Here is a 24,733-nt window from a genome sequence, read left to right as displayed (position 1 = left end):
GCTAGACCTTCCAGTAGAGGCGCCGCTTGTCCAGGACCCAGACGATGCAGGCCCAGATCGCAACGAAGGCGATGGCGAAGGCCAGCGACTGGCCATAGGGTCCGACCGCCGGTCCCAGCGGGCCGAATACCGTGCGGTACAGCGGCTCCATCCAGCCGAAGCCGGCCAGCAGCACCGTGCACATCCAGGCCCCGGCATAGGCACCGATGGCGTTCAGTCCGAAGGCCCGGCCCCAGGGGCGATGGCCCATACGATCGATCCACTGATGCCCGGCAGCCAGTGCCACCGCGGCCAGGCCGCCGGTCCACAGCACGAAGGACGGCGTCCACAGCTGCTTGTTCCAGGGCAGCCAGCGCGACCACCACCAGCCCACCAGGGCCGCCGCGATGCCGGTCAGCAGCAGGCCACGCGTCTGCTCGCGCCGCAGCAGGCCGCCGCAAAGCAGGCCGAAGACGGTGGTGGCCAGCGCCCCCAGTGTGGACAGCAGGCCCTCGGGGTCGAAGGCGATGCCGGTCGCTGCATCCCATTCGTAGGCGAATCGACCGAGCACGGCGGTGTCGATGCGCTGGTTCAGGCTGCCCACCTTCTCGAGCGTGGGGCTGCCGAACAGCAGCAGGCCGCCGTAGCCGATCAGCAGGGCGAGCAGCAGCGTCCACTGCCCGCGCGCGCGCAGATGCAGGGCGACGACGCCGGCGACCGCAAAGCAGATGCCGATGCGTTGCAACACACCAAGCACGCGGAACTCGGGCTTGTGCATCAGCCACCACGCCAGGGCATGCAGCGCCAGGCCCAGGCCGAAGATGCGCAGGCCGCGCCAAAGCACCGCGGCACGTGCCGGGACTGGGTCGGCGCCGGCATCCACCCGCGGGCCGAGGGCCAGCGCCGCGGATACGCCGACAATGAAGAGGAAGAAGGGGAAGATCAGGTCGGTCGGCGTGAAGCCATGCCAGTCGGCATGCTCCAGCGGCCAATAGACCGCCCCCCAGTCACCCGGGTTGTTGACCAGCAGCATGGCCGCCACGGCCAGGCCGCGCAGCGCGTCGACCGACGCGATGCGACGGCTCATGGCTGCATGGCGCCCAGGATCTCGCCGTTGTCCTGGCTCAACTCCCAGGCGAAGACGCCAGCCAGGCCCTGCTTCTTCGCAAACGCCACCTTGGCGCGCACGGCACGCGGGTCGTCATAGCCGACGAACTTGCCGTCGCCCACCATGGCCCAGGACTGGGTGCGCTTGTCGAAGTGGGCCTTCATGCCCGTCAGCGAGTCGATGTCCTTGAAGGGCACCGAACCGTCTTCGTTGGGCCAGGGCTTGGCGTAGCTGCCATCGGCCTTCACGCCCTCGAAGCCGCGGCCGTACATCGCGATGCCGGCCACCATCTTGGCGGGCGGCACGCCGTGGGCCATGAGGTCATGCACCGCCGCTTCCAGGCTGGTGTCGTCGCTCGGCTTGGCGCTGCGCAGGGCCGTGTGGTTGGCGGCCTTGCGAGTCCACGGGCCCGCGAAGTCGTAGGTCATCATGAAGACGAGGTCCAATGACTTCGCTGCGCGGCCCATCGGCATGCGATGCAGCTGCTCGCGGCTGGTGTTGATGGCCACGGTCAACGCGTAATGCTTGCCGGTCTCCTTGCCCAGGCCGTCCAGGCCCGTGCGCAGATCTTGCAGCAGTTGCACGAAATACTCGCCGTCGGACTTGCTGCCGAGCTGCACGCCGTTGGACGCGCCGTTGTTGCCGGGGTGCTCCCAGTCGATGTCCAGGCCGTCGAAGACCGGATGCGCGCGCAGCCAGTCGATCGAGTGCTTGACGAAGACCTTGCGGCCTTCGGTCGTGGCGGCCAGATGGAAAAAGGGATCCGAGCCGCCCCAGCCGCCCACGGAAGCCAGCACCTGCACCTTGGGATCGCGCGCCTTCAGGCGCTGGAAGGCGGCGGAGAAGGTGGCCTGGTCGTCATGCGGCGCGATGCTGAAGTTGGGCTTGCCAGTGCAGGCCACGGCTTCCTTGGCGCGCTGGCCTTCACCGCAGATCAGCAGGAAGGCGTACAGCAGATGCGTGACGCGCCCCGGCTGCAGTTGCTCGACGACGTCGACGCCGCGCTCGGCCAGGATGTAGGTGCCGACGACCGGTTTCGTCTGCGCCTGCGCCAGCAAACCGGACGAGGACAGGGCCAGCACCAGGGCGGCGATCAGAAGCTTCTTCATAGATTGCATTCGCTGGTCAGGCCGGCGTCCGGCACGGTGTCGCGGTGGGACACGCCCTGTTTGCGCAGTTGGGCGACACGGGCCTGCATGGCGCTGTGGCTCAGCGTCTTGCCGGCCTCGTGCAGCACCCAGTCGACTTCGAACTCGTAGTCGCGCAGCGCACCGACGACAGCGCCTTCGGACAACCAGTGGTTGAAGCTGATGGCCATCGGCTTGCTCGGCACGTTGCGGCCGGTGTGTTCGCCGATCAGCCGGCCATTGACGTAGTGGCGGGTGCGGGTGGCCTCGACCTGAACGGTCAGCAGCTGCCAGCCGTCGAAGCTGCCCTGCAGGATGGAGGCCTGGTTGAAGGACTCCCAGGGGTCGATGCGCACCGTGTGCCAGCTGACGCCGTAGAGCCGCGTCTCCTTCTCGCCCCAGCCGCCATGCGGCAGGTATTCGAAGTCGACCTCGCTGAAGTCGGGGTCGTAATCGTGCTTGAGCGGACCGGCCAGGAAGAAGCTCTGGATGACGGGATCGCGTGAGCCCGCGGTATCGCGGAAGCGCACGCGCGCCGTCGTCGTGCCGACCAGGAATTTGCGCGGCGCGCAGAGCTGGGCCAGCGTGGTGTTCGCGGGCGTGCCGTCGGTCGACATCTTCAGCTTGAGCAGACCGCCGTCCAGCGACAGCTGGCTGGCCTTGAAGCTGGCGCCCGCCAAGCCGGGATGGCCCGTGCCTTCACGCAGCACCCAGCCGCTGCTGCGCAGCGCATCGAGGCTGGGTTGCGAGAAGTCGTCGAAGAACTCGCCGCCGGCCGCAAACGCAGGCACAGCAGCCAGCAGCAACAGCGCGACCGCCTTCACGCCGGCACCGCCTCGCCAGTCGCGGCCTTTCGCGGCATGGGCACCCACAGCAGCAGCAGCAGGGCCGGCAGGCCGCAGGCGATGGTCCAGGCGAAGAAGTGCTGGTAGCCGACGGCCACCTGGATATCGCCGCTGATGGACTTGGCGAAGATGAAGCCCAACTGCATGACGCCCGAGCCCAGCGCGTAATGGGCCGTCTGGAAGCGGCCGGGCGCCACGGCCTGCATGATGTAGAGGATCATGCCGACGAAGCCGAAGCCATAACCGAACATCTCCACGCCGACCGCGGCGCCGATGTGCAGCATGTCCTGGGGCAGCACGCTGGCCAGGTAGTAGAAGGTCGCGTTGGGCACGCCCATGGCGATGACGAGCAGGGGCATGGCGCGCTTCAGGCTCAGCGCGCTGGTCAGATAGCCGCCCAGCACCGAGCCGACGAGGAAGGCCCCAGTGCCCACCCAACCGTAGACGTCGGCCACCTGGCTGGTCGTCAGGCCCAGGCCGCCCTTGTCGCGGGCCTCGAGCAGGAAGAGCGGGCCGATGGTCTGCACCTGGCCTTCGGCGAGGCGGAACATGACGATGAAGAGCACGGCGCGCCAGATGCCCGGCTTCTTGAAGAAGTCGGCGATGACCTCCTTCAGCATGGCGGCCACGCCCGAGGCCGTCAGCTCGCTGTGCTCGGTGCTCAGCGTGCCGGGCAGGAAGCGGGCGTTGTAGGTCGCCAGCACGGCCACCAGGCCGCACAGCAGCAGGAAGACGAAGGACCAGGCGTTGAACACGCCGACCTGGCCTTCCAGATAGCCCGCCAGCTTCAGGATGACGCCGGTGATGAAGAAACGCGCGCCGTTGAAGAAGGCGCCCTGCCAGCCGGCATAAGTGGCCTGGCGCTTGTTGTCCAACGACGCCATGTAGAGGCCGTCGCAGGCGATGTCATGCGTGGCCGAGGCATAGGCGATCAGGAACAGCACGACGATGGCCGCGCCGAACCAGTTCGACAGATGCAGGGCCAGGGCCATGAAACCCAGGCCCGCGGCGCCGACGTACTGCATCGCCACGACGATGAGCTTCTTGCTGCGCGCCAGCTCCAGGAAGGGGCTCCACAGCGGCTTGAAGGCCCAGGCCAGGCCCAGCACGGCCGTCCAGCGTGCGATCTGGTCATTGGCCACGCCGAGGTTCTTGAACATCAGCCCGGCGATCAGCATGACGACGAAGAACTGCATGCCCTGCACGAAGTACAGGGACGGGATCCACCTCATGGGCGTCTTGGGTTCCATCACTGCAGTCCTTGCGGCGCGCGGCCGGTGGCTTGAGCACGGCCTTCCAGCCAGGCCTTGAGCCCCGCCAGCGCGCCGGGCGAGAAGCCCCAGCTCAGCACCGTCGGGCCGGCCACATCCAGGGCCTGGTAGGGGTTCCACAGCGAGAGGTGCAGGTCGGGCTGCCACTCCGAAGCCGCCAGCCCGTAGCGGGCACGACGGGTGGACACCAGCACATTGACGCGGCCATCCTTGGGCACGCGCGCCCAGTCGAGCTGGGCGATGTCGTCCACCATCTGCACCTGGGCATCGGTGAAGGACTCGAACAGCGCGACGGCCTGGCGGCCGGTGGGGCCGGCTTCCGACACCATGTCGGTGGGCACATCGCCCTGCACGATGACGCGAATCGGGGCGGAGAGCTGGGGCGGCCTGGCGCCGCGCAAGGCGGTCAGGCCGGCGGCCCAGGCCTCGGCCATCAGCGCGTGGTCGGCGGCACGGGCGGCGCTGTCGTCCACGGCACGGGCCGGGTAGGCGGCGGCCAGGCGATCAAGACGGCGGTTGGCCGTCTCGCCCTGCCCGGCCGTCAAGCGGCCGCTGGCGAAGGCGTCGCGCAGCGCATTGATGGCGACGAGCTGCTCGGCCTTGGAGCCCTGGGCCAGCACCATGTCGGCGCCGGCCTCGATGGCCATGACGGCGGACTTGGCATAGCCGAAGCGCTCGGCCACGGCCTTCATCATCAGTGCGTCGGTGATGACAACGCCGTCATAGCCCCAGTCCTGGCGCAGGATGCCGCCGATCAGCTGCGGCGACAGCGTGGCCGGCCGGTCGGGGTCGATCTGCGGATAGACGATGTGGGCCGTCATCATGGCCGGCGCCTGACTGGCCAGGGCCTTGAAGGGGGCCAGCTCCAGTGCGTTCAGCTCGGCGCGCGTCTTGTCGACGGTGGGCAGGGCGTGGTGGGAGTCGACATGGGTGTCGCCATGGCCGGGGAAGTGCTTGACGCAGCAGGCCACGCCTTCCTTCAGCGAGCCGCGCATCCAGGCGGCGGCCAGGCGGCTGACCTCGACCGGGTCGTTGGAGAAGCTGCGCTCGCCGATGACGGGGTTGGCCGGGTTGTTGTTGACGTCCAGCACCGGCGCGAAGTTCCAGTTGATGCCCAGCGACTTCAGGCCGCGCGCCACCGCGGCACCCACCGCCTCGGCACGGTCCGCGTCGCCGCTGGCCCCCAGGGCCATGGCCGAAGGCGGCTGCGGCAGGAAGGTCACGCGGACGACGGCGCCACCCTCCTGGTCGATGCCGATCAACGCCTCGGGTCCCAGCACCTCGATGAGGTCGCGCATCAGCGTTTTCACTTCGACCTCGCTGCCGATGTTCTTGCGGAACAGGCAGACCGAGCGGATCTTCTGCTCGCGCAGGAAGGCGGCCGTGTCGGCGTCGAGCGAGGGGCCGGGAATGTCGACCATCACGAGACGGCCGGGATCAAAGGTGCTCATGATCAATGCGTCTTCGTGACTTTGGCGAGGTTGGGCGGGACGTCCGGGTCGAAGCCGCGCGCACGCGCCAGGGCTTCGACCATGGGATAGAAGCTCTGCACGAGGGCGATGGGGTCCAGGTCCTCGTTGCCCGTCGTGACCAGCGGCAGCTCGGCGCCCGGCGTGCCGATGGGGGCGGCCAGCAGCACACGGCCACCGCGGCTGCGCATTTCCTCGGCGATGGCCAGCAGGCCGGCCTGGGCCGGGCCGCGCGGCGCGAAGATCAGCAGCGGGTAGCCGTCGCGCACGAGCGCCATCGGGCCATGCTTGACCTCGGCGCCCGAGAAGGCCTCGGCCTGGATGCCGCAGGTTTCCTTCAGCTTGAGCGCCGCTTCCATCGCGACAGCCAGGCCCGTGCCGCGGCCGAGCACGAAGAGGCGTTCCTCGTTCTGCAGCACCGGCAGCGCGGCGCTCCAGTCGAGCTTGGATGCCTGCTCCAGCGCGATGGGCAGCACGTTCAGCGCGGCGCGCAGCGCGTCGTCCTGCTGCCAGGCGGCCACGACGCGAGCACCAGCCACCAGCTGGGCGATATAGCTCTTGGTCGCGGCCACGCTCTTCTCGGGACCCGCGTGCAGCTCGAACACATGCTCGGCCGCCGCGGCGAGCGGCGAGCTGCTGGCGTTGACGAAGGCCACGGTGCGGGCACCGCCTTCACGGAAGAACTTCGTCGGTGCGATCAGGTCGGGGCTCTGGCCCGACTGCGAGAAGGCCAGGGACAGCAGGCCCTGGCAGTGGATGCGGCTCTGGTAGAGCGTGATCAGCGACATCGGCAGCGAAGTGACCAACCGGCCCAGCCGCGCCATGACCAGATAGGCCAGATAGTGGGCGGCATGGTCGCTGCTACCGCGAGCGATGGTCAGCACACTGCTGGGCGGCTGCTCCTGCAGGGCCTGGCCCAGGCGGGCATAGCTCAGCGGGTCTGCGGCCAGTTGGCGGGCCACCACGTCCGGCGCACTCAGCGCCTCTTCAAGCATCAGCGACGACATCGATCTCTTCACCTTCAACAAACACGCGCTGCAGGTTCAGCGCTTCATCCATGACGACCACGTCGGCCCAGGCGCCGGCGGCGAGACGCCCGCGGTCGGCCAGGCCCAGGTATTCGGCCGCGGCGGTCGACACGCGACGCGACGCATCCAGCAGGTCCAGACCCAGCACCTGCACGAGATTGCGCAGGGCCTGGTCCATGGTCAGGGCGCTGCCGGCCAGCGTGCCGTCGGCCAGGCGCACACCGCCCAGGCACTTCTGCACCGTGTATTCGCCGAGGCGGTATTCGCCATCGGGCATGCCGGCGGCGGCGGTCGAGTCGGTCACGCAGAACAGGCCCGGAATGCTGCGCAGCGCGACGCGGATGGCGCCGGGGTGCACATGCATGAGGTCGGGAATCAGCTCGGCATGTTCGCCATGGGCGAGGGCCGCGCCGACCATGCCGGGCTCGCGGTGGTGCAGACCCGTCATGGCGTTGAAGAGATGGGTGAAGCCGGCCGCGCCGGCCTGGATGGCGGCCACGCCGTCGTCATAGCCACCGGAGCTGTGGCCGATCTGCACGCGGATGCCGGCATCGCGCAGCGGGCCGATGAGGGCCAGGTGGCCGGTCATCTCGGGTGCGATGGTCAGCACCTTGATGGGCGCGAACTCGTTCAGCCGCTGCACTTCTTCCAGTGTGGCCGGGATGGCGTGGGCGGGTTGGGCACCGAGCTTGTCGGGGCTGATGTAGGGGCCTTCGAGATGCACGCCCAGCACGCGCGCCGACTGGCGGCTGCGCTCGCGGCAGACGGGGCCGAGGGCCTTCAGCGCGGCCTCGATTTCGCCGACCGGTGCCGTCATCGTCGTGGCCAAAAAGGCCGTGGTGCCGTGGCGCGCATGACGACGCGCGATCGTCGCGATGGCGTCGCCGCCCTCCATGGTGTCGCGGCCACCGCCGCCATGCACATGGGTGTCAACGAAGCCGGGCAGCAGGATGGGCCGGCCGCCCTCGCCGGCGCGCGAGACGTCGACGGGGGTGCCGCTGACGGCCGCGATGCGACCGTGCTCAATGTCCAGGTGGCCGTGGATCACGCCCAGGGGCGTGACGATGTCGCCTTCAAGCCGCATCAGTCCCGCCTCATTTCGGCGACGAAGTCGTAGTAGTCGCTGCGGCAATAGGAATGCGTCAGCTCGACCGCCTGGCCCGAGGACAGATAGCCAACCCGCGTGATGAAGAGGACGGCGGCACCTAACGGCACCTCCAGCAGACCGGCGAGCTTGGCGTCCGCGTTCAGCGCGCGGATGTGCTGCAGGGCGCGTACCGGGGCGCGGTCGCCGAGGTGGGTGTAAAGCGAAGCCTCGACCTTTTGCGGGTCGGGCAGCACGGTCTGCGGCAGCACCGAGACCTCGTAGGCCATGACGACCGAGTCGGCCAGGCGCAGGCGCTCCAGGCGCGCCACGCGCTCGCCGCTCTTCAGCTCCAGCGACAGCTGCTCGTCGGGCGCCGCCGGCGTGAAGCCGCGCAGCAGCCAGCGCGAGCTGGGCACGAAGCCACGCTGATGCAGCTCTTCCGAGAAGCTGGTCAGGCGGGTCAGCGGCTGCTCCAGCTTGGGCGCGATGTAGTTGCCCGAGCCGCGCTTGCGGATGATGAGCCCCTGCTCGACGAGACGGTCGATGGCCTTGCGCGCGGTGACGCGCGACAGCTCCAGCTGCTCGGCCAGCACGCGTTCGCTGGGCAGGGCCTCGTCGGCGTGGAAGACGCCGTCGCGGATGGCCATGGCCAGGCTCTGTGCCAGCTGCATGTACAGGGGCGACGCCGCATTCGGGTCGGGCTTGAAATCAAAGACTGCGCTCATGCGTGGTTCGTTTCTTGTTGTTGAATCAGCCAGAGTGCGCCGGCCACCGGCTCGCCCTGGGGTTCGACACGGCGAGACTGCAAGGCCGGGCTGAGGCGCGGCGCGAGGCGCAGCGCGATGCTGCCGGCCAGGGCCAGCGGCAGGGTGGGATGAAGGGCCGCCGCCAGGGCATCCAGCGCCCGCGCGGCTTCGGCCAGCAGCGCGCCGGCTGCCGGATCGTTTTCATCCTGATCGAAGACGAGGCGTGCCAGGCTGGCATAGCCGCCCTGCCCCGCCTGCGCGCAGAAGCCCAGCATGTCCTCGCGCGTCGCGCCGGTCTGTCGCCACACGGCCTGCACCAGCGGGCCCGCGGGAACACGACTGTCGTAGGCCGCCTGCGCCAGCTTCATGGCCTGCTGGCCCAGCCAGGCGCCGCTGCCCTCGTCACCGATCTGCCAGCCCCAGCCGCCCACCATGCGGCGGCCGCCGTCGGGCATCAAGGCCTCGGCGACCGAACCGGTGCCGGAGATCAACAGCGCGCCGGGTTGGCCGCCGTGGGCCCCCAACAGAGCGACGAGTCCGTCGGTCACGACGGAGAAGCGCGCAACGTCAGGAGCAGCGGCCACGAAGTCGCGCAATTGCGCCGGCACGCCGGTACCCGACAGGCCCATGCCGATAGCGCAATCCCGCAAGGCCAAACCGGGGACGTCAGCACGGCTGATGGCCTCTCCAATATGCTTCCAGGCCTGCTCGGTGCCCTGGTTGAGGGCCGAAGCACCGGCCTCACCACGTCCGACGATGCGGCCCTCGGCATCCGCGACGACGGCGCGCGTGCTGGTCCCGCCCCCATCAATGCCGACCCACCAGCGCGCGGGTCGACCGGAGTCGCGGGAAGTCAGCAGGGAGGGATCGAGAGCAGGCGGCATGGTCGACGGGATTCAGTCGATACCACTCTAATACCAACGACGGGGTGCGTCAATTGGTTTTAAACTGGTCTACGGCCACTCAATCAGGCTAAGGATCAGCCCGCATCAGAGTGCGTCCAGGCCTCGGAATCGACAAGAATACCAGTGAGAAACCAACCCGATAGCACTGCCGTGTTCACTTTGCACCCCGCCGCCAGCCAGGCCCTGGCCGATTTGCTGGGCCGTATCGCCCACGTCGCCCACCGCCATCCTGCGGTGGCGGACCGGCTGCTCGAAGCGCTCAGCGTAAACGCTTTCACGAGCGGCGACACCGCTGTCGGCGTCGACGCCCTCTATGCGCGCTTCGGTTTGCTGGAGCCGCGCGGCCGCGCACTCGAATTGCTGCCGGCCCTGGAGCAGGCCGGCGCGCTGGCAGCCGCAGGCCACTTCCCGGTGCAGGCGGCGCGCGTCTGCGAGGCGCTCGGCCGCATTGCCTACCAGCAGGGCGAATATCAACTCGCCAGCGAACAATGGTCACGGGCCCTGGACCTGTCCGAAGTCAGCGCCCATCTGCAGACCGGCGTCGCCGCCCGCATCGGCCTGGGCCAGATCCATTACGCCCAGGCGGATTGGGCCCGCGGCCTGCGCCAGATGCGCGATGCCGGCGAACAACTGGCCGGTACCGACGACAGCTATCTGGCCGCCAAGCTGGCGCTGAATATCGGCGTCGGCAGTTTCGAGACGGACGACCTGCCCGCGGCCGAACGCCATTTCAGCCACGGCCTGGCGGCGGCACGGCGTGGCGGCCATCGCGTCTTCGAAGCCGAGGCTCATTGGCATCTGGCCCGTGCTGCGCTGGCCCGCCAACGCATGGACTGGGCGGTCGCCGACTGCCGACTCGCACTGGACATCGCGGCCCGCCAGGGCTACTCCTGGCTGGAGGCCGCAGCCAGCCGCACCTGGACCGAGATCGCCCTGGCCCGCGGCGACAACGCCGCCGCCGTACGTTCGACCCGCCACGGCCTGTCCCTGGCCCAGCGCATCCAGGCCCGCGCCCAGGCCCGCCAGGCCCATCTCCAGCTGGCCGAGCTGCTGCAGGCCGAGGGCGACGCGCCGGGCGCGCTGGACCACCTCTGGCAACACCTGGCCCTGCAGTCCGAGATCGAGCGCCTGAGCCTGCCGGCCCGAGCCACGCTGGCGGCACCACCCGCCGACGAGGGTGGCGCACCGTTGACGCCCGAGGAACTGCTGCTGCACCTGTGTGGCCAGCGCCAGCGCCTGGCCGCAGCGCCGCCGCCCGAGGCGCTGGCCGAGCTGAAGACCGCGAGCATGCGCATCCTCGGCCTGGCCAACGTGATTCGCTGGCCGCTGGGCGGCAGTGGACTGAGCACCGATGAACAACCCCGTTATGTCGACCTGCTGACCCGGCACGGTGCGCCGCTCGCCTTGCCGGATGCGGCCCTTCACCCCTGCCACGCGGAGCTGGCCGGGCTGGCGGGTGCCGCTGAGGCGCGCATCGAGGTGCCTCTGTACGACGGCGCCCAACTCGCCGGCGCGCTGTGGCTGGTGGACGCACGCGCCACTCGCGCCTGGACAAGGCAGGAGCTGCTGATCGCCAGCCAACTGGCCCTGCTGTTCGAAGCGGTGGGCAGGGGCTGAGCGTCGCGTGGTGCCGTTGAGCACCTCAGAGTTGACGATGTCAAACGCCGAGGCGGGCGAGACAGTGCGGCACCGAGTCCGGAAGCCACACCATGCATCAGCCCCTGCCGCGCCGCCACGCTTGCCTGCTGTCACTGCTGCTCGCGCTCGCTTGTTGCGCCTGCGCTGAGGCGCAAGGCAAGCAATGCGGCGAGTTCGGCGAGCCGGCGCGTTTCTCCGCCTTCCACGACAACTATCTGTTGTGGAACCAGATGAGCAACAACGGTTGGACGACACGCGATGAGCGCGCCCTGCGCGGACAGGTGTCGGTGAAGTACTCGATCGCCAATTGCCCGCAGCGGCGCGAGAAGGACTCCCGCGTGCTTGAAGCCAAAGTGGACGAAGGCGACGCGGTCTTGGCGGCGCGCAATGTCTGGGAGCGGCTGGCCGGCATTGAACTCTTCGTGTCGTACACCAACCGCTTTGACTTCTACCTCGGCTCCCGCGACTCGGGCCCCGTCATCAACCGCGTCAGCAATCCTGGCCTGCACCTGCGACTGCCGCCCGGCTTCTTCAGCGGCAACCCAGGCAACCACCGCGACACCTGGCAGCTCAGCTTCGAGCACATGTCCGATGGCCAGGTCGTCGAGCCGGTCACCCATGCTGACGATCGGCTGCGCGCCCAGCGCGCCTACGAGCGTGGCGACCACCGCTTCTTCGACACCATCAGCCGAGGCATGAACTACGTCGCCGCGCAAGGTGAGTGGGTGTGGGTGCCGTCCGGGGACGAAAAAGACCCGAAGGCCACCAAGATCGACCTGCGGGCCAAGATCAAGGCCTATGTGGGCCACAGCGACTCTGACATCACCTGGGGCCCCCTGGCCGGCCAGGGGCTGAAGTTCGCGGACTATGAGCGCGTCAAGGTTCGCGCCGGGCTGTTCGTGCATCCGCTGGGGCGCTTCGAGCTGACCACGCAGTTCGGCGACAGCGGCCTCAAGCACGCCTCGCACACGCTGGGGTGGCAGAAAAACATCCATTTCGAGACGCTGAACTTCGAGCTGCCGCTCTTCGTGCAGCTGCATCGCGGCCCGATGAACACCTTGTCGAACTACACCCAGCGCCAGGACTCCGTCGGCATCGGCCTGCGGGTCGCCTACTGATCGCGCGGCTGCAGCATGCCGGCCTCCCGACGCGGCGCGTCGCGCACCAGCTCGCTGATCTGCCGCGTCTCGGGCATCAGCGCCCAGTAGCGCACCGGCATTTCCTTCTTCATGGCGGCGGGCTTCAGGCGCGCCGGGTTGAAGATGCTGCGGTAGTAGGTCAGCCACAGCGCTTCGCCGGCATCCTCGGGCGGCGCCTCTTCGCGACACGCCGGGCCGGCACCCGACAGCTGGCGGCCGTCCCAGTGCAGGCAGCCAAGCGGCGTCAGGATGGCCCAGGGGTGCTGGGCAAAGCGGCGCACGAAGAAGGGCGCCACGGCACGCAGCACGTGGTGGGCCGGTTCGAACCAGGCGACATGGCGGCGCCCGCCCAGCGCATGCTCGTCCGCCACTTCGCGGAAACGAACGAAGGCGTGCATCTTGTGGATCTCCCGGCCGACCTGGCGGGCCATGGCCTGCAGCCGACCGCGCTCGGGGTCAAGCACCTCGTGCCACAGCGCGGGTTCGCGTTGCAGGCGGCGCGCAAAGGCCAGCAGGTGGGCGTAGCGTGCGTCGTCGGCATGCATGGCGACACGGCGGCCCAGCTCCTCCCAGCCATCGGGCGGCATCCAGGCGCCAGCCATGGATTCGGTCGCGTCGCCAAACAGCGCGGCCTGGGCACCGACGTCGCGCGTCCAGCCGGCATCTCCACCCGCCAACAACGCCGGCAGCTGAGCCGCGAAGCCACGCCAGTCCGCGGGATGTCGCAGGGGCAGCCGCATCAGAAAAGCTCGACCTGCCGCAACACGGATACCGGGCTGGCGAACGCCTGGAGGTCAGCGCTCCGGGGCCGGTGATCGATGGCGACAACGAAGGGCAAGGCCTTGCGCGCGGCCGGCCCGAGTGCGAGCAGGTCGCCGCGCCGCAAGCGGCGGTGCATGCGGGCGGCCAGCAGCCTGTCGACCGAGCCCACGCCCAGGCCGGGCACGCGCAACAGGGCCTCGCGCGGCGCGCGGTCCACATCGAGAGGGAAGCGTTCCGGATGCGCCAGTGCCCAGGCCAGCTTGGGATCGTGGCGCAGCGACAGGAAGCCGGCCTCGGTGACGATCTCTTCCGCGCCGAAGCCGTAGAAGCGCATCAGCCAGTCGGCCTGGTAGAGACGGTGCTCGCGCAGCAACGGCGCGGCCTGTGGTGGCAATGCGGCGCTGGCACGCGGGATGGGGCTATAGGCCGAGTAGTAGACGCGCCGCAGGCCCTGCCCGCGATAGAGGCGGTGCGACAGCTGCAGCACGGCGCGGTCGTCCGAGGCGTCGGCACCGACGATGAGCTGGGTGCTCTGCCCGGCCGGCGCGAACGGCGGTGGCGCGATGGCCCTGGGCGCTGCGCCAGACAGTGTGCGCACCGCTTCGGCTTCACGCTTCGCCTCCCGAGCAGCCTGCAGGCGCAGATGGATGCGCGACATCGTCCGCTCGATGCCGTAGGCGTCCTTCTCTGGCGCCAAGGCCTTCAGGCTGGCAGCGCTGGGCAGTTCGACGTTGATAGACAGCCGGTCGGCGTAGCGGCCGGCGCGCTCGACCAGCTCCGGGCTGGCGTCGGGGATGGTCTTGAGATGGATATAGCCGCGGAAGTGCTCCTGCTCGCGCAGGCGCCGCGCCACCTCGATGACCTGCTCCATGGTGTAGTCGGGGCTGCGGACGATGCCGCTGGACAGGAACAGCCCTTCGATGACGTTGCGGCGGTAGAAGGACAGCGTCAACTGCACGACCTCGTCGATGGCAAAGCGGGCGCGGCGCGTGTCGCTGGACTTGCGGTTGACGCAGTAGAGGCAGTCGTACACGCACCAGTTCGTCAGCAACACCTTGAGCAGGGACACGCAACGGCCGTCGGGCGTGAAGGCGTGGCAGATGCCGTGGCCATTGGTGGAGCCGATGCCCCGGCCGTCGAGGGAGTCGCGCTTGTCACCACCGCTGCTGGCGCAGGAGGCGTCGTATTTGGCGGCGTCCGCCAGGATGGCGAGCTTGTCCTGAACTTCCATGGCCGATACTGTATATAAATACAGCTACGCCAGCGTGTCCAACGGTGTCTTTCATCGACGTTTCACGCCAGCCCGTCACAGTGCGGCGCCCGTGCCTGCAGCCATTTCCGACAGCCCTTCCGCCGACCTCGCCGCCACGGAGACGCCGCCCTGCCGGCGCGCCCGCCTCCCACGCGGCTTCGGCCTCGTCATCGGCGCCCAGTTCACCTCGGCCCTCGCCGACAACGCCCTGCTCATCGTGGCCATCGCCCTGCTGTCCCAGCAGGGCTTTGCGTTGTGGTGGGCGCCGTTGCTGAAGTTCGGCTTCATGGTCGCCTATGTTGTGTTCGCGCCCTGGGTGGGGCCGCTGGCCGACACCTTTGCCAAGGGCCGTGTGATGGCCGCGATGAACGTCGTGAAGATGCTGGGCCTGGCCCTGCTCGCCTTCGGCCTGCACCCCGTTGCCGCGCTGGCCGTCGTCGGCCTGGGCGCGGCAGCCTATGCGCCGGCCAAGTACGGCCTCATCACCGAGATGGCCGAGCCCGAGGCCCTCGTCGCCGCGAACAGCTGGATCGAGATCAGCGTCGTGTCGGCCGCCCTGCTCGGTGCCGTGCTCGGTGGCTGGCTCGTGAGCCCGATGTGGCTGGCCTCGGAGATGGCCAATTTCTGCGACGGCTGGGACCTGCCGCCTGACAAGCTGACCGGCTCGCTGGCCGCGCTGCTGCTGATCTATGCCCTGTCCAGCCTGCTGAATGCCGGCATCGCCGACAGCGGCCACCGGCAGCGCAGCGCAGCCCACGACCCGCTGACCTTGCTGCGCGAGTTCCGTGCCGCCAACCGCCAGCTGTGGCGCGACCGCGAGGGTGGACTGTCGCTGGCTGCGACGACGCTGTTCTGGGGCGTGGGCGCGACGCTGCAGTTCGCGGTGCTGCGCTGGGCCGGCGTGGCGCTCGAGCTGCCGCTGAGCCAGGCGGCCTATCTGCAGGCGGCGGTGGCCGTGGGCGTCATCGCGGGTGCCGCGGCGGCGGGGCGTTGGCTGGCACTGCACCAGGCGCGGCATGGGCTGTGGGCGGGCGTCGCGCTGGGCCTGCTGATGCCGGTGGTGGCACAGGTCAGCGACGTCGCCGTCGCCGCCGTCGTGCTGGCCCTCGTCGGCGCCGTGGGTGGGGCAATGGTGGTGCCGCTGAATGCGCTGCTGCAGCATCGCGGCGCCGTGCTGCTCAGCGCCGGCCGATCAATTGCCGTGCAGGGCTTCAACGAGAACCTGAGCGTGCTGGCAATGCTGGCCACCTATGCGGGCTGCGAGGCAGCCGGCGTGCCAATAGGCGTGACGCTCAGCGGGCTGGGCGTGCTGGTGGCGACGGCGATTGCGCTGTTGATCTGGATCGACAGTCGCCGCCCGGCTTGAGCGTCAAGCGACCGGCTGCAATCCCGGCAAGGCAAACGTCGGCTCGGCGCGCGCAATCGCGCCCTCCAGCACCGACTCGAAACGCGCCGTGATGTCGCCCCAGTCCAAGCGCCGCGCCGTGGCCCTGGCCTGCTCCGCCACCACGCGCCGCGCTGCTGGGTCGAAAGCGGCCACGCGGGTCGCGGCGATGAAGTCGGACTCCTTGCCCGCGCCGGCCAGCCAGCCGTTGACGCCGCTGCGGATCAACTCACCAGCTGCCGCGCTCTCGAAGGCAACGACGGCGCAGCCGCTGGCCATGGCCTCGGTCGTGACATTGCCGAAGGTCTCGGTCAGGCTGGCGAACAGGAACAGATCCAGGCCGGCGTAGTGTGCCGCCAGGTCGTCGCCGCTGCGCGAGCCGGCGAACACCGCCTCGGGTGCGCGGGCGGCCAGCTCGGCGCGCATGGGTCCGTCACCGACGAAGACGAGGCGCACGCGCGGCTGCACGGCCTTGATGGCTTCATACGCCGCGAGCACGACGCCGAGGTTCTTCTCGGGCGCCAGGCGGCCGACATAACCCATCACCAGATCGTCACGCCCCGCACCCCAGCTCTCACGCATCGCGGCGCTGCGGCGCGCGGGATCGAAGCGTTGAGCATCCACACCACGGCCCACCACCGACAGGCGCTCGAAGCCGCGCTCCGCCAGCAGCACGCGCATGGCTTCGGTGGGCACCATGGTCGCGTCACAGCGGTTATGGAATTTGCGCAGATAGCCCATGATGGGCTTGGACAGCAGGCCCAGGCGGTAGTGCTTGCCGTAGGCGTGGAAGTTGGTGCGGTAGTCCGACGTGACCGGCAGGGCCAGGTGCTGGGCCGCCTGCAGGGCCGACCAGCCCAGCGGCCCTTCGGTGGCGATATGCACGACGTCGGGGCGCTTCAAGGACCACAGCTTCACCAGGGCACGCTTGCTCGGCACGCCCATGCGCAGATTGGGATAGAGCGGCACCGGCAGGCCCTTGGTCAGCACCTCGTCGACGCCAGGCTTGCCGGTGGGCTGGGCGCCCATCTTGGCGGACTGGCGCGGGCGGATCAGCTGCACATCGTGGTTGCGGCGATTCAGGCCATCCACCACGCGGGCCATCGACATCGCGACGCCGTTGACCTCGGGGGGATAGGTCTCGGTCACCACCGCAAGCCGGCGTGAGTGACGCGGCGCGGGCAGGTCGTCAACCAGGATGTCGTCGGTGTCGTGTGCGGTCTTCATGCCGCGCATGGTCAGCAGTTCATGCGACAGAACGATGAACGCAGGACCGTCACGCCGATTTCACGCAAGCCCACCACCATGACGTCCGATTTCCACCCAAACGACGAGGACGGGACGTGAACGAGTTCTTCCAAACCCTGAAGACGCAGCGCTGGGACGACCATCGCTACTACCACCACAGCCGCATCAACCAGAGCCTGCACCTGATCAGCGCACTGAGCTTCCTGGTCTCCTACGCCCTGGTGTTCGTGAACCCGGCCTGGGCCGCCCTGCTGGCCTGGTGCGTGTCGATGACGACACGCCAGGCGGGTCACTTCTTCTTTGAGCCGCGCGGTTACGACCACGTCAACCAGGCCACCGACGAGTACAAGGAAGAGATCAAGATTGGCTACAACATCCGCCGCAAGATCGTGCTGATGGCGGTCTGGGTGGCCCTGCCGGCGGTGCTGTGGCTGTCGCCTTCGCTGGGCGGCCTGATCCAGCCGGCCGTGGGCCTGCGCGGCTTCTTCGAGGACGTCGGCATGGCCTGGTTCTGCCTGGGCGTGACGGGCCTGGTCTTCCGCGTCGTGCAGCTGTGGGTGACGCAGAACTTGATGCAGGGCCTGGCCTGGGGCTTCAAGATCATCACCGACCCCTTCCACGACGTGCTGCTGTACTGGAAGTCGCCCTTCTACCTGCTGCGCGGCCAGTTGATCGATCCGATGGATCACGTCGGCCAGCAAGCCCACTGATGGACGAGACCCTCACCCTGTCGGCGCTGGCCCTGGGCGTGCTCGCCCTGTTGCCGGCTGCCAAGCGGCGTATCGAGCTGTCGCGCGCCAAGCATCGCTCGCTGGCCGGCCATTCGCGCATGGCCAAACGGCTGGCGCGCTGGGTGCCAGGCTATGCCTATGACGAGGCGCAGTTCTTCACAGCCGATGGCGCGCCGGCCGACGTCGCCGCGCAGCGCAAGGCCGCGCTGCAACGGCTGGGCGCCGAGTTCGACAGCCGCTTCGCGAAGACGCTGGCGGCCACCGAGCGGGCGCGCGAGACCATCTCCGACCTGCGCTTCACCGGTCGCTACCGCGTGCCCTTCCAGTTCAGCCCCGTGCTGCGCGAGCATGTGAAGGTCGGCGCCTTCCTCCAGCACAGCGAGGGTGTGCAGGTCGAGGACCTGGACGGCAACCGCCTCTATGACCTGACCGGCTCCTACGGCGTCAACCTGCTGGGCTACGACGCCTACAAGGAATGCATTGACGAGGCCGTGGCCACGGCACGCGAGCTGGGGCCCGTGCTGGGCGCCTATCACCCCTGCGTGCTGGAAGTGCTGCAGCGCCTGAAGGCAGTGTCCGGGCAGGAGGAAGTGAGCTTCCATATGTCCGGCACGGAAGCCGTCATGCAGGCCGTCAGGCTGGCTCGCTATCACACCAGGAAGAAGCGGCTCGTGCGCTTCGCCGGCGCCTATCACGGCTGGTGGGAAGACGTGCAGCCTGGCCCGGGCAACCCACTGCCACCGCGCGAAACCTTCACGCTGCAGGACATGGCCGAGCGCTCGCTGAAGGTGCTGGCCACGCGGCGCGACATCGCCTGCGTGCTGGTCAACCCACTGCAGGCACTGCACCCGAACGCGAATGCGCCGGGCGACTCCGCGCTGATCGACGGCAGCCGCCGCGCCAGCTACGACCGCGAGGCCTACACGGCCTGGCTCAAGAAACTGCGCGAGGTCTGCACGGCGCGCGGCATCGTGTTGATCTTCGACGAGGTGTTTGTCGGCTTCCGTCTCGCGCCGGGTGGCGCCCAGCAGTATTTCGGCGTCAAGGCCGATCTGGTCACCTACGGCAAGACGCTGGGCGGCGGTCTGCCGGTCGGCGTCGTCTGCGGCAGCCGCGCATTGATGACACGCTACCGCGAGGACAAGCCTGCCGACATCTGCTTTGCGCGCGGCACCTTCAATGCCCACCCCTATGTGGTGGCGGCGATGGCGTCCTTCCTGAAACGCATCGAGCGGCCCGAGGTCAAGTCGCTGTACGACGGCCTGGACGAGCGCTGGAACTCGCGCTGCGAGCAGTTCAACGCCCGCCTGGCGGCGACCGGTGCGCCGGTGCGCATGGCCAATCTGTCGACGATCTGGACGGTGATGTACGACCAGCCCGGCCGCTACCACTGGATGCTGCAGTTCTATCTGCGCAAGCATGGCCTGGCGCTGAGCTGGGTGGGGACGGGTCGACTGATCTTCAGCCTGAACTATGGCGACGCCGAGTTCGCGGAGGTCATGGACCGCTTCGTCGCCGCCTGCGACGAGATGCGCGCCGACGGCTGGTGGTGGACGGCGCCGGAGCTTTCGGCCAAGGCCATCCGCCGCAGCGTGTTCCGCGAGATGCTGGCCCAGAAGTTCTGAACGACGGCGAATGAAAACTCAAGAAGCCTCGCGCCCGCTCGATGACGGCGCGAAAGATGCTCGTGGCTGGCTGGCGCGCCTGGGCGCCCAGGAAGACCTGAACTTCCTGCTCACCAACCGCATCCCGCGCATTGCCGCGACCCGGCTGATGGGGCGCATCGCGCGTATCGAAAGCCCGCTGTTCACGCGGCTGGCCATCAGTGTCTGGCGGCTGTTCACGCCGCTGGACCTCAGCGAAGCGAAGAAGCAGAGCTTCACATCCCTCAAGGACTGCTTCACACGCGAGCTGAAGGAAGGTGCCCGCGTCTTCGATGCACGACCCGAGATCTTCGCCAGCCCGAGCGACGCCATCGTCGGCGCGACGGGCCTCGTGCGGCGGGGTCAGGTCTACCAGGCCAAGGGCTTTCCGTATTCGACGGCCGAGCTGTTCGGCCCTTCGCAGGACGCCAGCGTCTTCGAGGGCGGCCGCTTCGTCACCCTGCGACTGACCTCGGTCATGTACCACCGCTTCCACGCGCCGGCCGACGGCACGGTGGAGCATGTGTCCTATCTGAGCGGCGACACCTGGAACGTGAATCCGGTGGCGCTCAAGCGCGTGGAGCGACTGTTCTGCCGCAACGAGCGCGCCGTCGTGCGCATGCGCTTGAGCGACGGCCGGCCCGTGGCCCTGGTGCCGGTGGCGGCCGTGCTGGTCGCCAGCATCCGCCTGCACTGGCTGAACGTGCTGCTGCACATCGGCCGCAAAGGCGCCAACGAGATGCCCTGCTCCGCGCCGCATGTGAAAGGCCAGGAGATGGGCTGGTTCGAGCATGGCTCGACCATCATCGTCTTCGTGCCTCCCGGCTTCGAGCTTGCGGACGGCATTGCGCCCGGTGCGCAGATCCGCGCCGGACAGGCCCTGCTGCGCCTCAGCTGAGGGTTTCGCTGGCGGCGGCCTTGGCCGCCGCGGGCAGGGGCAAAGCCACGGGTATGGAAGCCGGCGTGGCCGCCTTGGGCGCTGGCAGCATGCCCGGCAGGGCGGCCTCGTCGCCACGGTCGATGATCTCGAGCCGGCCATCATGGTGCTCCACCAGCGCGGTCAGGCTCTCGACCCAGTCGCCGTCATTGCAATACAGGATGCCGTCGATCTCGCGAATCTCGGCGTGGTGGATGTGACCGCAGACCACGCCATGCGCACCGCGCTTCCTGGCCTCGCGCGCCACGGCGTTCTCGAACTCGTTGATGTAGCTGACCGCGCGCTTGACCTTGTGCTTCAGATAGCGCGACAGGCTCCAGTACGGCAGGCCGCATTGGGCGCGGATGTGGTTGAACCAGCGATTGACCTTGAGCGTGAACTCGTAGGCCAGGTCGCCGGCGATGGCCAGCCAGCGCGCGCACTGGATGACGCCGTCGTAGAGGTCGCCATGCGTGATCCACAGCTTCTTGCCGTCGGCCGTCACATGCATGGCTTCCTCGACCACGTCGACGCCGCCGAAGTTGTGCATCAGGTATTTGCGCGCGAACTCGTCGTGGTTGCCGGGGATGAAGACCACCCGCGTGCCTTTGCGCGCCTTGCGGAGCAGCTTCTGCACGACGTCGTTGTGGGCCTGCGGCCAGTACCAACTGCGGCGCAACTGCCAGCCGTCGATGATGTCGCCCACGAGGTAGAGCGTCTCGCACTCGACGTCGCGCAGGAAGTCGAGCAGGGCCTTGGCCTGGCAGCCGGGCGTGCCCAGGTGCAGATCCGAGATCCAGACGGTGCGCACCGACAGCGTGGGCGTGTCGGCGGCGGCAGAGGTGTCTTGCGTCGTCGGCATGGCAGAGATGCTGCCCGCCGCTCATGACGCGAGCGTGAACGTCTGATCTAGGTCAAACCTTTGAAGGGGCCGCTGGCCAGCCAGCGCTCGATCTGTGCTTGGCGGTCATTCCCCCAGAAGGGTTCGCCATCAACAATGAAATGAGGCGCGCCGAACACCCCGGCGGCAACCGCGGCCTGGTTCTCGACCTTGAGGCGGTCCTTCCAGGCCGCGTCGGTCCAGGCCGCCTCCGCGGCATCCGCATCGATGCCGGACTCGTTCAGCAGGGTCTTGAGCGCCACGTTGTCGCTCAGCACGACACCGCGCGTGAAGTAGGCGCGCAGCCCGGCATGGGCCCAGGCGACTGCGTTCGCAGGATCATGGTCGTGCAGCCACCAGAACACCCGCGCCGCGTTCTGCGTCGCGATGGGGAAGGTCTCGGGCTGGCGATAGGGCAGGCCAGCAAAGCGGGCCGAACGCTCGAAGTCGCGCAGCGTGTAGTCACGCTTGATGGGATAGGAGACCGGTGACTTCAACTCGGCGGCCTGGAAGGTCACGCCCAGCAGGATGGCGCGCCATTGCACGCGCCGCCCATGGCGGGCCGCGACGGCCTCGATCCACTCGGAGGCGATGTAGGAATAGGGGGAAGAGAAGTCGAAATAGAACTGCACCGGCGGTCGCAGCAGGGCAGTGTTGTCGGCGAGAAAGCGGTCATCGATCATGCCGCGACCTTAGCCGCGCACGCTGCGCACCGCAGCGGTGCTTACGCCGAGTGCAAGCGGGCCGCAAGCAGCGGCGTGGCGGCTTCGATGGGGGCCAGCAGGAGCGGCCAGAGCTTGGCACCCAGGTCGCGGCGGAAGGGGCCGAAGTGCTCGATCTTGGTCACGCCGAGGTCGTCGGGCGAGACGGCATGACGCTGCACGCGAGCGGCACTGAATTGCGCAGCCAGGGCATCGACGGCAGGCGCCGGACCGAACAGGTGATCGTCGGTGATGCTCCATAAATGCGCCGTGCCTCGGAAGCGGTCGTAGCTGCGCTCGCGTGCGAGGCTGTCGTCGCCGAACAAGAAGCCCGGCATACGCCCCCAGCTCGCCCATTCGAGCGCAGCTGCGGCGGGCAAATCCTGGGCGCGCGGGCCCAGCATGCGTCCTGGCGCGTGGCCGAGCAGGCGCACGACGACCGGCAGCATCAGATGGAAGAACAACCAGGCCTGAAGGCGAGCGAAGCCCGACCAGTGGCCGAGATAGGCGACCTGGGCGGCGACGCCAAGCAGCGCGTCGACTTTCTCGTTGAAGCCTGGCACGAGGCCGACCGAATTGCCACCCAGAGAATGCCCCACCCACAACAGGCCGAGCTCGCGGCCCTGAGCAGCCTCTTCCTCGCGCCGGCGCCTGTCAGCCGCGTGCAGGGCGGCGCCCATGTCCACGCGGGCCCAGTCGCGCAGGCGCACGTCCTCGCCCGGCTGCAGGGCCTCGCGGGAAGCCGCGACGCCACGATAGTCGAAGCTCAGCACCGCATAGCCTCGGCGAGCCAGCCATTCGGCGAAGTGACGGTAGTAGCTTGCCGGCACTGCCGTTGCAGATCCGATCACTGCAACAGCGCGCACGCCGAACGCCACGGGTGGCTCGAACCACTGCGCCGCCAGCAGACGGCCGTCGTTGCAACGCAAGGCAGTGGGCTGCACCCGGGCCTCAAGATTGATACCGGAAGCGCCATCCTCCAGATCGAGCGGTGTCGTGATGGGGACGCTCGGGGGCAGGGCATCAGCGGGAGAAAGCGGCAGGCTGGACATCGGAACCTCGGGAACAAGCGCTTGCAGCAGCGTTGGACCCAGTCTAGATTGGCAACTTTTGAGCCGCTAGATCGCCAATCGTCCTCAGATCGTCAAGTAGATGTCAACAAATCCACCGGGTATAGGGCGCCGCCGTCAAACCGCCGCTGAAGAAGCGCTGGATGCGAACGCGCTGGAGCTCTTCGCCCGCATTGCCCAGGCGGGCAGCTTTGCCCAGGCTGCCCGGGACTTGGGGCTGACACGGGCAGCCATCAGCCGCCGCATCGCGGCCATCGAGAGCGCGGTAGGCCTCGCGCTGTTCGCCCGCAGCACGCGAAGCCTGGGACTGACCGAAGCCGGGCGGCGCCTGCATGCCCGCGCCCGCGCCGTCCGCGATGCCGCCGAGAGCGCGCGCCTGGCACTGCGCCATACCCGCGACCAGCTCGACGGCACCATCCGCATCAGCGCCACGGCGGGTTTTGGCCGGCACGTCCTTGCGCCGCTCCTCGCGCGCTTTCAGGAGCTGCATCCTGCGGTCCGCTACGAACTCTTCTTCACCGATCGCCGCGTCGACTTGCTGCGCGAGGGTCTGGACATCGCCTTTCGCATCACCAGCAAGCCGCCTGAGGCCTGGGTGGCGCAGCCAGTACTGGCCTTCAAGGTTCATGCCTACGGGAAGGGCACCGTACGCCTCCAGAGTCCACAGGAGCTGGCCGCCGTGCCGATGCTGCTGCTGGGTCAAAGCGATGAGCCCTACATCAGCCAATGGCAGCACGACGACGGCCGGCGCGACGAGGTATCTCTACAGGCTTCGGCTTGGGGTAGCGATCTCGACGGATTGATTGCCTTGGCGCAGCACGGCAACGGCGTTGTGCTCGCACCTGACTTCTGTGTGCAGCTGCCGGTCTCCTCGCGAACCGCGGATCGAAATGAAACGGAGTCAGATGCCGCGCCGCTGGGGGCGGGCACAGGGTTGGTCGACGTGCTTCCCGGCTGGCGGCTGATGGTCGGCATGGAGACCGTGCAAGCCCTGACGCTTCCCTTGCCCGCCGGCTCGGAGACGGCGCGTGTGCTGGTCCGTTTCGTGCGCGAAGCGCTTGGATCAGCCAAGCCTTGAGGCCGCCATGGCGGGGCACCGATACCTGATCGTGGCAATGCCTTCGGTGATTGTTGCGGACTGCATCGAGGCATTCCTCAGCCACCACGGCTTGGCCGGCAAGACGGGAGATGGCGAGGCAGGTCGTGCCAACTGGCATCAACCGCTGTCAGACCGGTATTGGCCTGGGCAGACGCGAGACCTGGAAAGCAAGCTGCAGCGCGCACTCGATGCACTGGTCGCCTACCCGGCGAAGCTGGCATTCCATTGCATCGTCGGCGACAACGAGCACTGCTGGAGCGAAGCCGATGGGACGAAAGACTTTCGCGCACTGCTGCTGGCAATCAAGAGGGCGTTGGCGACGCAAGGCCTGAACAGCCCGGCAAGCAATACACCGCACATTTCCCTCAGCTACTGGGACGCAGCTGCAGGGCTTGCCATCGACGTCGAAGCAATTGACTGGGTGATTGACCTCGTGTTCGCTGTCGAGGGCCGGAAGGAAGGTCGGAAGTATCGCTACAACGTGATTGCAAGCATTTCGCTGAGAGCTCCACCGCCCAAGGCCGAACAACAAGATTTGTTCTGATTGCCATTCGTGAACGGCATTTCGTGTCACAGCCATCGCGGGGAACTCGCGAAGTCGCGCCGCAAAAGCAAAACCCCCACCAGCTTTCACTGATGGGGGTTGGCTTTAATAATAGCCTGACGATGACCTACTTTCACACGGGAATCCGCACTATCATCGGC

The 24,733-nt window shown here is 68.3% G+C and carries 23 protein-coding genes; 8 read left to right on the top strand and 15 right to left on the bottom strand.

What is annotated here, in order from left to right; all coding sequences use genetic code 11:
- Window position 1 precedes the first annotated feature (1 nt).
- The 9 genes from AC3WOE_RS26555 to AC3WOE_RS26515 are packed head-to-tail and all read right to left on the bottom strand — an operon-like array spanning window position 2 to window position 9,544.
- Window positions 2–1,066 carry an acyltransferase family protein gene (locus AC3WOE_RS26555; RefSeq protein WP_492694848.1) on the bottom strand — a complete coding sequence of 355 codons (1,065 nt, stop codon included), beginning with the start codon at window positions 1,064–1,066 and terminating at the stop codon, window positions 2–4.
- Entirely contained in the window at window positions 1,063–2,196 is a 1,134-nt protein-coding gene (locus AC3WOE_RS26550) for a glycoside hydrolase family 18 protein (protein WP_492694846.1), read from the bottom strand. Before AC3WOE_RS26550 ends, AC3WOE_RS26555 begins: the two co-directional genes overlap by 4 nt.
- Window positions 2,193–3,038: a glycoside hydrolase family 16 protein gene (locus AC3WOE_RS26545; RefSeq protein ID WP_492694844.1), complete on the bottom strand. Its 846-nt coding sequence runs from the start codon at window positions 3,036–3,038 to the stop codon at window positions 2,193–2,195. Before AC3WOE_RS26545 ends, AC3WOE_RS26550 begins: the two co-directional genes overlap by 4 nt.
- Window positions 3,035–4,309, bottom strand: coding sequence for an MFS transporter (locus tag AC3WOE_RS26540; RefSeq protein ID WP_492694842.1), 1,275 nt, complete (start codon window positions 4,307–4,309; stop codon window positions 3,035–3,037). Before AC3WOE_RS26540 ends, AC3WOE_RS26545 begins: the two co-directional genes overlap by 4 nt.
- Complete coding sequence (gene nagZ, locus AC3WOE_RS26535; RefSeq protein ID WP_492694840.1) at window positions 4,309–5,781, bottom strand: beta-N-acetylhexosaminidase; 1,473 nt, start codon at window positions 5,779–5,781, stop codon at window positions 4,309–4,311. The genes AC3WOE_RS26540 and nagZ overlap by 1 nt, the downstream gene beginning before the upstream one ends.
- Window positions 5,782–5,783: 2 nt before the next feature.
- Window positions 5,784–6,806, bottom strand: a complete 1,023-nt coding sequence (locus AC3WOE_RS26530) for an SIS domain-containing protein (RefSeq protein ID WP_492694838.1) — start codon at window positions 6,804–6,806, stop codon at window positions 5,784–5,786.
- On the bottom strand, window positions 6,787–7,911 hold the full coding sequence (gene nagA / locus AC3WOE_RS26525; RefSeq protein WP_492694836.1) for an N-acetylglucosamine-6-phosphate deacetylase: 1,125 nt from the start codon (window positions 7,909–7,911) through the stop codon (window positions 6,787–6,789). Before nagA ends, AC3WOE_RS26530 begins: the two co-directional genes overlap by 20 nt.
- A complete protein-coding gene (locus AC3WOE_RS26520) occupies window positions 7,911–8,639 on the bottom strand; it encodes a GntR family transcriptional regulator (protein WP_119046610.1) in 729 nt (242 codons plus the stop codon). Before AC3WOE_RS26520 ends, nagA begins: the two co-directional genes overlap by 1 nt.
- Window positions 8,636–9,544 (bottom strand): glucosamine kinase nucleotide-binding domain-containing protein, encoded by a 909-nt coding sequence (locus AC3WOE_RS26515; protein WP_492694833.1) that lies wholly within the window; start codon window positions 9,542–9,544, stop codon window positions 8,636–8,638. The genes AC3WOE_RS26520 and AC3WOE_RS26515 overlap by 4 nt, the downstream gene beginning before the upstream one ends.
- Before the next feature lie 171 nt (window positions 9,545–9,715).
- On the opposite strand from AC3WOE_RS26515, the gene AC3WOE_RS26510 reads away from it, so the two are divergent.
- Together AC3WOE_RS26510 and AC3WOE_RS26505 are read left to right on the top strand one after the other, a co-directional pair.
- Window positions 9,716–11,182, top strand: coding sequence for a hypothetical protein (locus AC3WOE_RS26510; protein ID WP_492694831.1), 1,467 nt, complete (start codon window positions 9,716–9,718; stop codon window positions 11,180–11,182).
- A 92-nt stretch (window positions 11,183–11,274) separates the two neighbouring features.
- Entirely contained in the window at window positions 11,275–12,321 is a 1,047-nt protein-coding gene (locus tag AC3WOE_RS26505) for a hypothetical protein (protein WP_492694829.1), read from the top strand.
- On the opposite strand, the gene AC3WOE_RS26500 is transcribed toward AC3WOE_RS26505, so the two are convergent.
- Both AC3WOE_RS26500 and AC3WOE_RS26495 read right to left on the bottom strand, forming a co-directional pair.
- The gene (locus tag AC3WOE_RS26500) at window positions 12,315–13,082 is read right to left on the bottom strand and encodes a TIGR03915 family putative DNA repair protein (RefSeq protein ID WP_492694827.1); all 768 of its coding nucleotides are present in this window, start codon (window positions 13,080–13,082) and stop codon (window positions 12,315–12,317) included. The genes AC3WOE_RS26505 and AC3WOE_RS26500 overlap by 7 nt on opposite strands.
- Entirely contained in the window at window positions 13,082–14,335 is a 1,254-nt protein-coding gene (locus tag AC3WOE_RS26495; protein ID WP_492694824.1) for a putative DNA modification/repair radical SAM protein, read from the bottom strand. The genes AC3WOE_RS26500 and AC3WOE_RS26495 overlap by 1 nt, the downstream gene beginning before the upstream one ends.
- Window positions 14,336–14,426: 91 nt before the next feature.
- Here AC3WOE_RS26495 and lplT point away from each other — a divergent pair, with 91 nt between their 5' ends.
- A complete protein-coding gene (gene lplT / locus AC3WOE_RS26490; RefSeq protein ID WP_492694822.1) occupies window positions 14,427–15,722 on the top strand; it encodes a lysophospholipid transporter LplT in 1,296 nt (431 codons plus the stop codon).
- A gap of 3 nt (window positions 15,723–15,725) precedes the next feature.
- Here lplT and AC3WOE_RS26485 read toward each other — a convergent pair whose 3' ends face one another.
- On the bottom strand, window positions 15,726–16,967 hold the full coding sequence (locus AC3WOE_RS26485) for a glycosyltransferase family 4 protein (RefSeq protein ID WP_492694820.1): 1,242 nt from the start codon (window positions 16,965–16,967) through the stop codon (window positions 15,726–15,728).
- A 116-nt stretch (window positions 16,968–17,083) separates the two neighbouring features.
- Here AC3WOE_RS26485 and AC3WOE_RS26480 point away from each other — a divergent pair, with 116 nt between their 5' ends.
- The 3 genes from AC3WOE_RS26480 to asd are packed head-to-tail and all read left to right on the top strand — an operon-like array spanning window position 17,084 to window position 20,260.
- Complete coding sequence (locus tag AC3WOE_RS26480) at window positions 17,084–17,698, top strand: Mpo1-like protein (RefSeq protein ID WP_492694818.1); 615 nt, start codon at window positions 17,084–17,086, stop codon at window positions 17,696–17,698.
- Window positions 17,698–19,344 (top strand): aminotransferase class III-fold pyridoxal phosphate-dependent enzyme, encoded by a 1,647-nt coding sequence (locus AC3WOE_RS26475; RefSeq protein WP_492694816.1) that lies wholly within the window; start codon window positions 17,698–17,700, stop codon window positions 19,342–19,344. The genes AC3WOE_RS26480 and AC3WOE_RS26475 overlap by 1 nt, the downstream gene beginning before the upstream one ends.
- 10 nt (window positions 19,345–19,354) lie before the next feature.
- Entirely contained in the window at window positions 19,355–20,260 is a 906-nt protein-coding gene (gene asd / locus AC3WOE_RS26470) for an archaetidylserine decarboxylase (RefSeq protein ID WP_492694814.1), read from the top strand.
- Here asd and AC3WOE_RS26465 read toward each other — a convergent pair.
- Genes AC3WOE_RS26465 through AC3WOE_RS26455 form a run of 3 tightly spaced genes read right to left on the bottom strand, consistent with a single transcriptional unit; the run spans window position 20,253 to window position 22,911 of the window.
- A complete protein-coding gene (locus AC3WOE_RS26465) occupies window positions 20,253–21,140 on the bottom strand; it encodes a UDP-2,3-diacylglucosamine diphosphatase (RefSeq protein ID WP_492694812.1) in 888 nt (295 codons plus the stop codon). The two genes, asd and AC3WOE_RS26465, sit on opposite strands and share 8 nt — an antisense overlap.
- Before the next feature lie 47 nt (window positions 21,141–21,187).
- Window positions 21,188–21,841, bottom strand: a complete 654-nt coding sequence (locus AC3WOE_RS26460) for a 2-hydroxychromene-2-carboxylate isomerase (protein WP_492694810.1) — start codon at window positions 21,839–21,841, stop codon at window positions 21,188–21,190.
- Between the two features lie 41 nt (window positions 21,842–21,882).
- Window positions 21,883–22,911: an alpha/beta hydrolase family protein gene (locus AC3WOE_RS26455; protein ID WP_492694808.1), complete on the bottom strand. Its 1,029-nt coding sequence runs from the start codon at window positions 22,909–22,911 to the stop codon at window positions 21,883–21,885.
- A 100-nt stretch (window positions 22,912–23,011) separates the two neighbouring features.
- On the opposite strand from AC3WOE_RS26455, the gene AC3WOE_RS26450 reads away from it, so the two are divergent.
- Entirely contained in the window at window positions 23,012–24,007 is a 996-nt protein-coding gene (locus tag AC3WOE_RS26450; protein WP_492694806.1) for a LysR family transcriptional regulator, read from the top strand.
- Complete coding sequence (locus tag AC3WOE_RS26445; RefSeq protein ID WP_492694804.1) at window positions 23,988–24,572, top strand: hypothetical protein; 585 nt, start codon at window positions 23,988–23,990, stop codon at window positions 24,570–24,572. The genes AC3WOE_RS26450 and AC3WOE_RS26445 overlap by 20 nt, the downstream gene beginning before the upstream one ends.
- Window positions 24,573–24,733 lie beyond the last annotated feature (161 nt).

The organism is Roseateles sp. FW305-36 (assembly GCF_058787015.1).
This window is presented reverse-complemented; position numbering and strand designations above follow the sequence as displayed.

What these genes read in the sequence shown, in the direction of transcription:
- AC3WOE_RS26555 (WP_492694848.1), bottom strand. Translation starts at nt 1,066, where the DNA reads ATGAGCCGTCGCATCGCGTCGGTCGACGCGCTGCGCGGCCTGGCCGTG.
- AC3WOE_RS26550 (WP_492694846.1), bottom strand. Translation starts at nt 2,196, where the DNA reads ATGAAGAAGCTTCTGATCGCCGCCCTGGTGCTGGCCCTGTCCTCGTCC.
- AC3WOE_RS26540 (WP_492694842.1), bottom strand. Translation starts at nt 4,309, where the DNA reads ATGGAACCCAAGACGCCCATGAGGTGGATCCCGTCCCTGTACTTCGTG.
- nagZ (WP_492694840.1), bottom strand. Translation starts at nt 5,781, where the DNA reads ATGAGCACCTTTGATCCCGGCCGTCTCGTGATGGTCGACATTCCCGGC.
- AC3WOE_RS26530 (WP_492694838.1), bottom strand. Translation starts at nt 6,806, where the DNA reads ATGTCGTCGCTGATGCTTGAAGAGGCGCTGAGTGCGCCGGACGTGGTG.
- nagA (WP_492694836.1), bottom strand. Translation starts at nt 7,911, where the DNA reads ATGCGGCTTGAAGGCGACATCGTCACGCCCCTGGGCGTGATCCACGGC.
- AC3WOE_RS26520 (WP_119046610.1), bottom strand. Translation starts at nt 8,639, where the DNA reads ATGAGCGCAGTCTTTGATTTCAAGCCCGACCCGAATGCGGCGTCGCCC.
- AC3WOE_RS26515 (WP_492694833.1), bottom strand. Translation starts at nt 9,544, where the DNA reads ATGCCGCCTGCTCTCGATCCCTCCCTGCTGACTTCCCGCGACTCCGGT.
- AC3WOE_RS26505 (WP_492694829.1), top strand. Translation starts at nt 11,275, where the DNA reads ATGCATCAGCCCCTGCCGCGCCGCCACGCTTGCCTGCTGTCACTGCTG.
- AC3WOE_RS26500 (WP_492694827.1), bottom strand. Translation starts at nt 13,082, where the DNA reads ATGCGGCTGCCCCTGCGACATCCCGCGGACTGGCGTGGCTTCGCGGCT.
- AC3WOE_RS26495 (WP_492694824.1), bottom strand. Translation starts at nt 14,335, where the DNA reads ATGGAAGTTCAGGACAAGCTCGCCATCCTGGCGGACGCCGCCAAATAC.
- AC3WOE_RS26485 (WP_492694820.1), bottom strand. Translation starts at nt 16,967, where the DNA reads ATGAAGACCGCACACGACACCGACGACATCCTGGTTGACGACCTGCCC.
- AC3WOE_RS26475 (WP_492694816.1), top strand. Translation starts at nt 17,698, where the DNA reads ATGGACGAGACCCTCACCCTGTCGGCGCTGGCCCTGGGCGTGCTCGCC.
- asd (WP_492694814.1), top strand. Translation starts at nt 19,355, where the DNA reads ATGAAAACTCAAGAAGCCTCGCGCCCGCTCGATGACGGCGCGAAAGAT.
- AC3WOE_RS26465 (WP_492694812.1), bottom strand. Translation starts at nt 21,140, where the DNA reads ATGCCGACGACGCAAGACACCTCTGCCGCCGCCGACACGCCCACGCTG.
- AC3WOE_RS26460 (WP_492694810.1), bottom strand. Translation starts at nt 21,841, where the DNA reads ATGATCGATGACCGCTTTCTCGCCGACAACACTGCCCTGCTGCGACCG.
- AC3WOE_RS26455 (WP_492694808.1), bottom strand. Translation starts at nt 22,911, where the DNA reads ATGTCCAGCCTGCCGCTTTCTCCCGCTGATGCCCTGCCCCCGAGCGTC.
- AC3WOE_RS26450 (WP_492694806.1), top strand. Translation starts at nt 23,012, where the DNA reads ATGTCAACAAATCCACCGGGTATAGGGCGCCGCCGTCAAACCGCCGCT.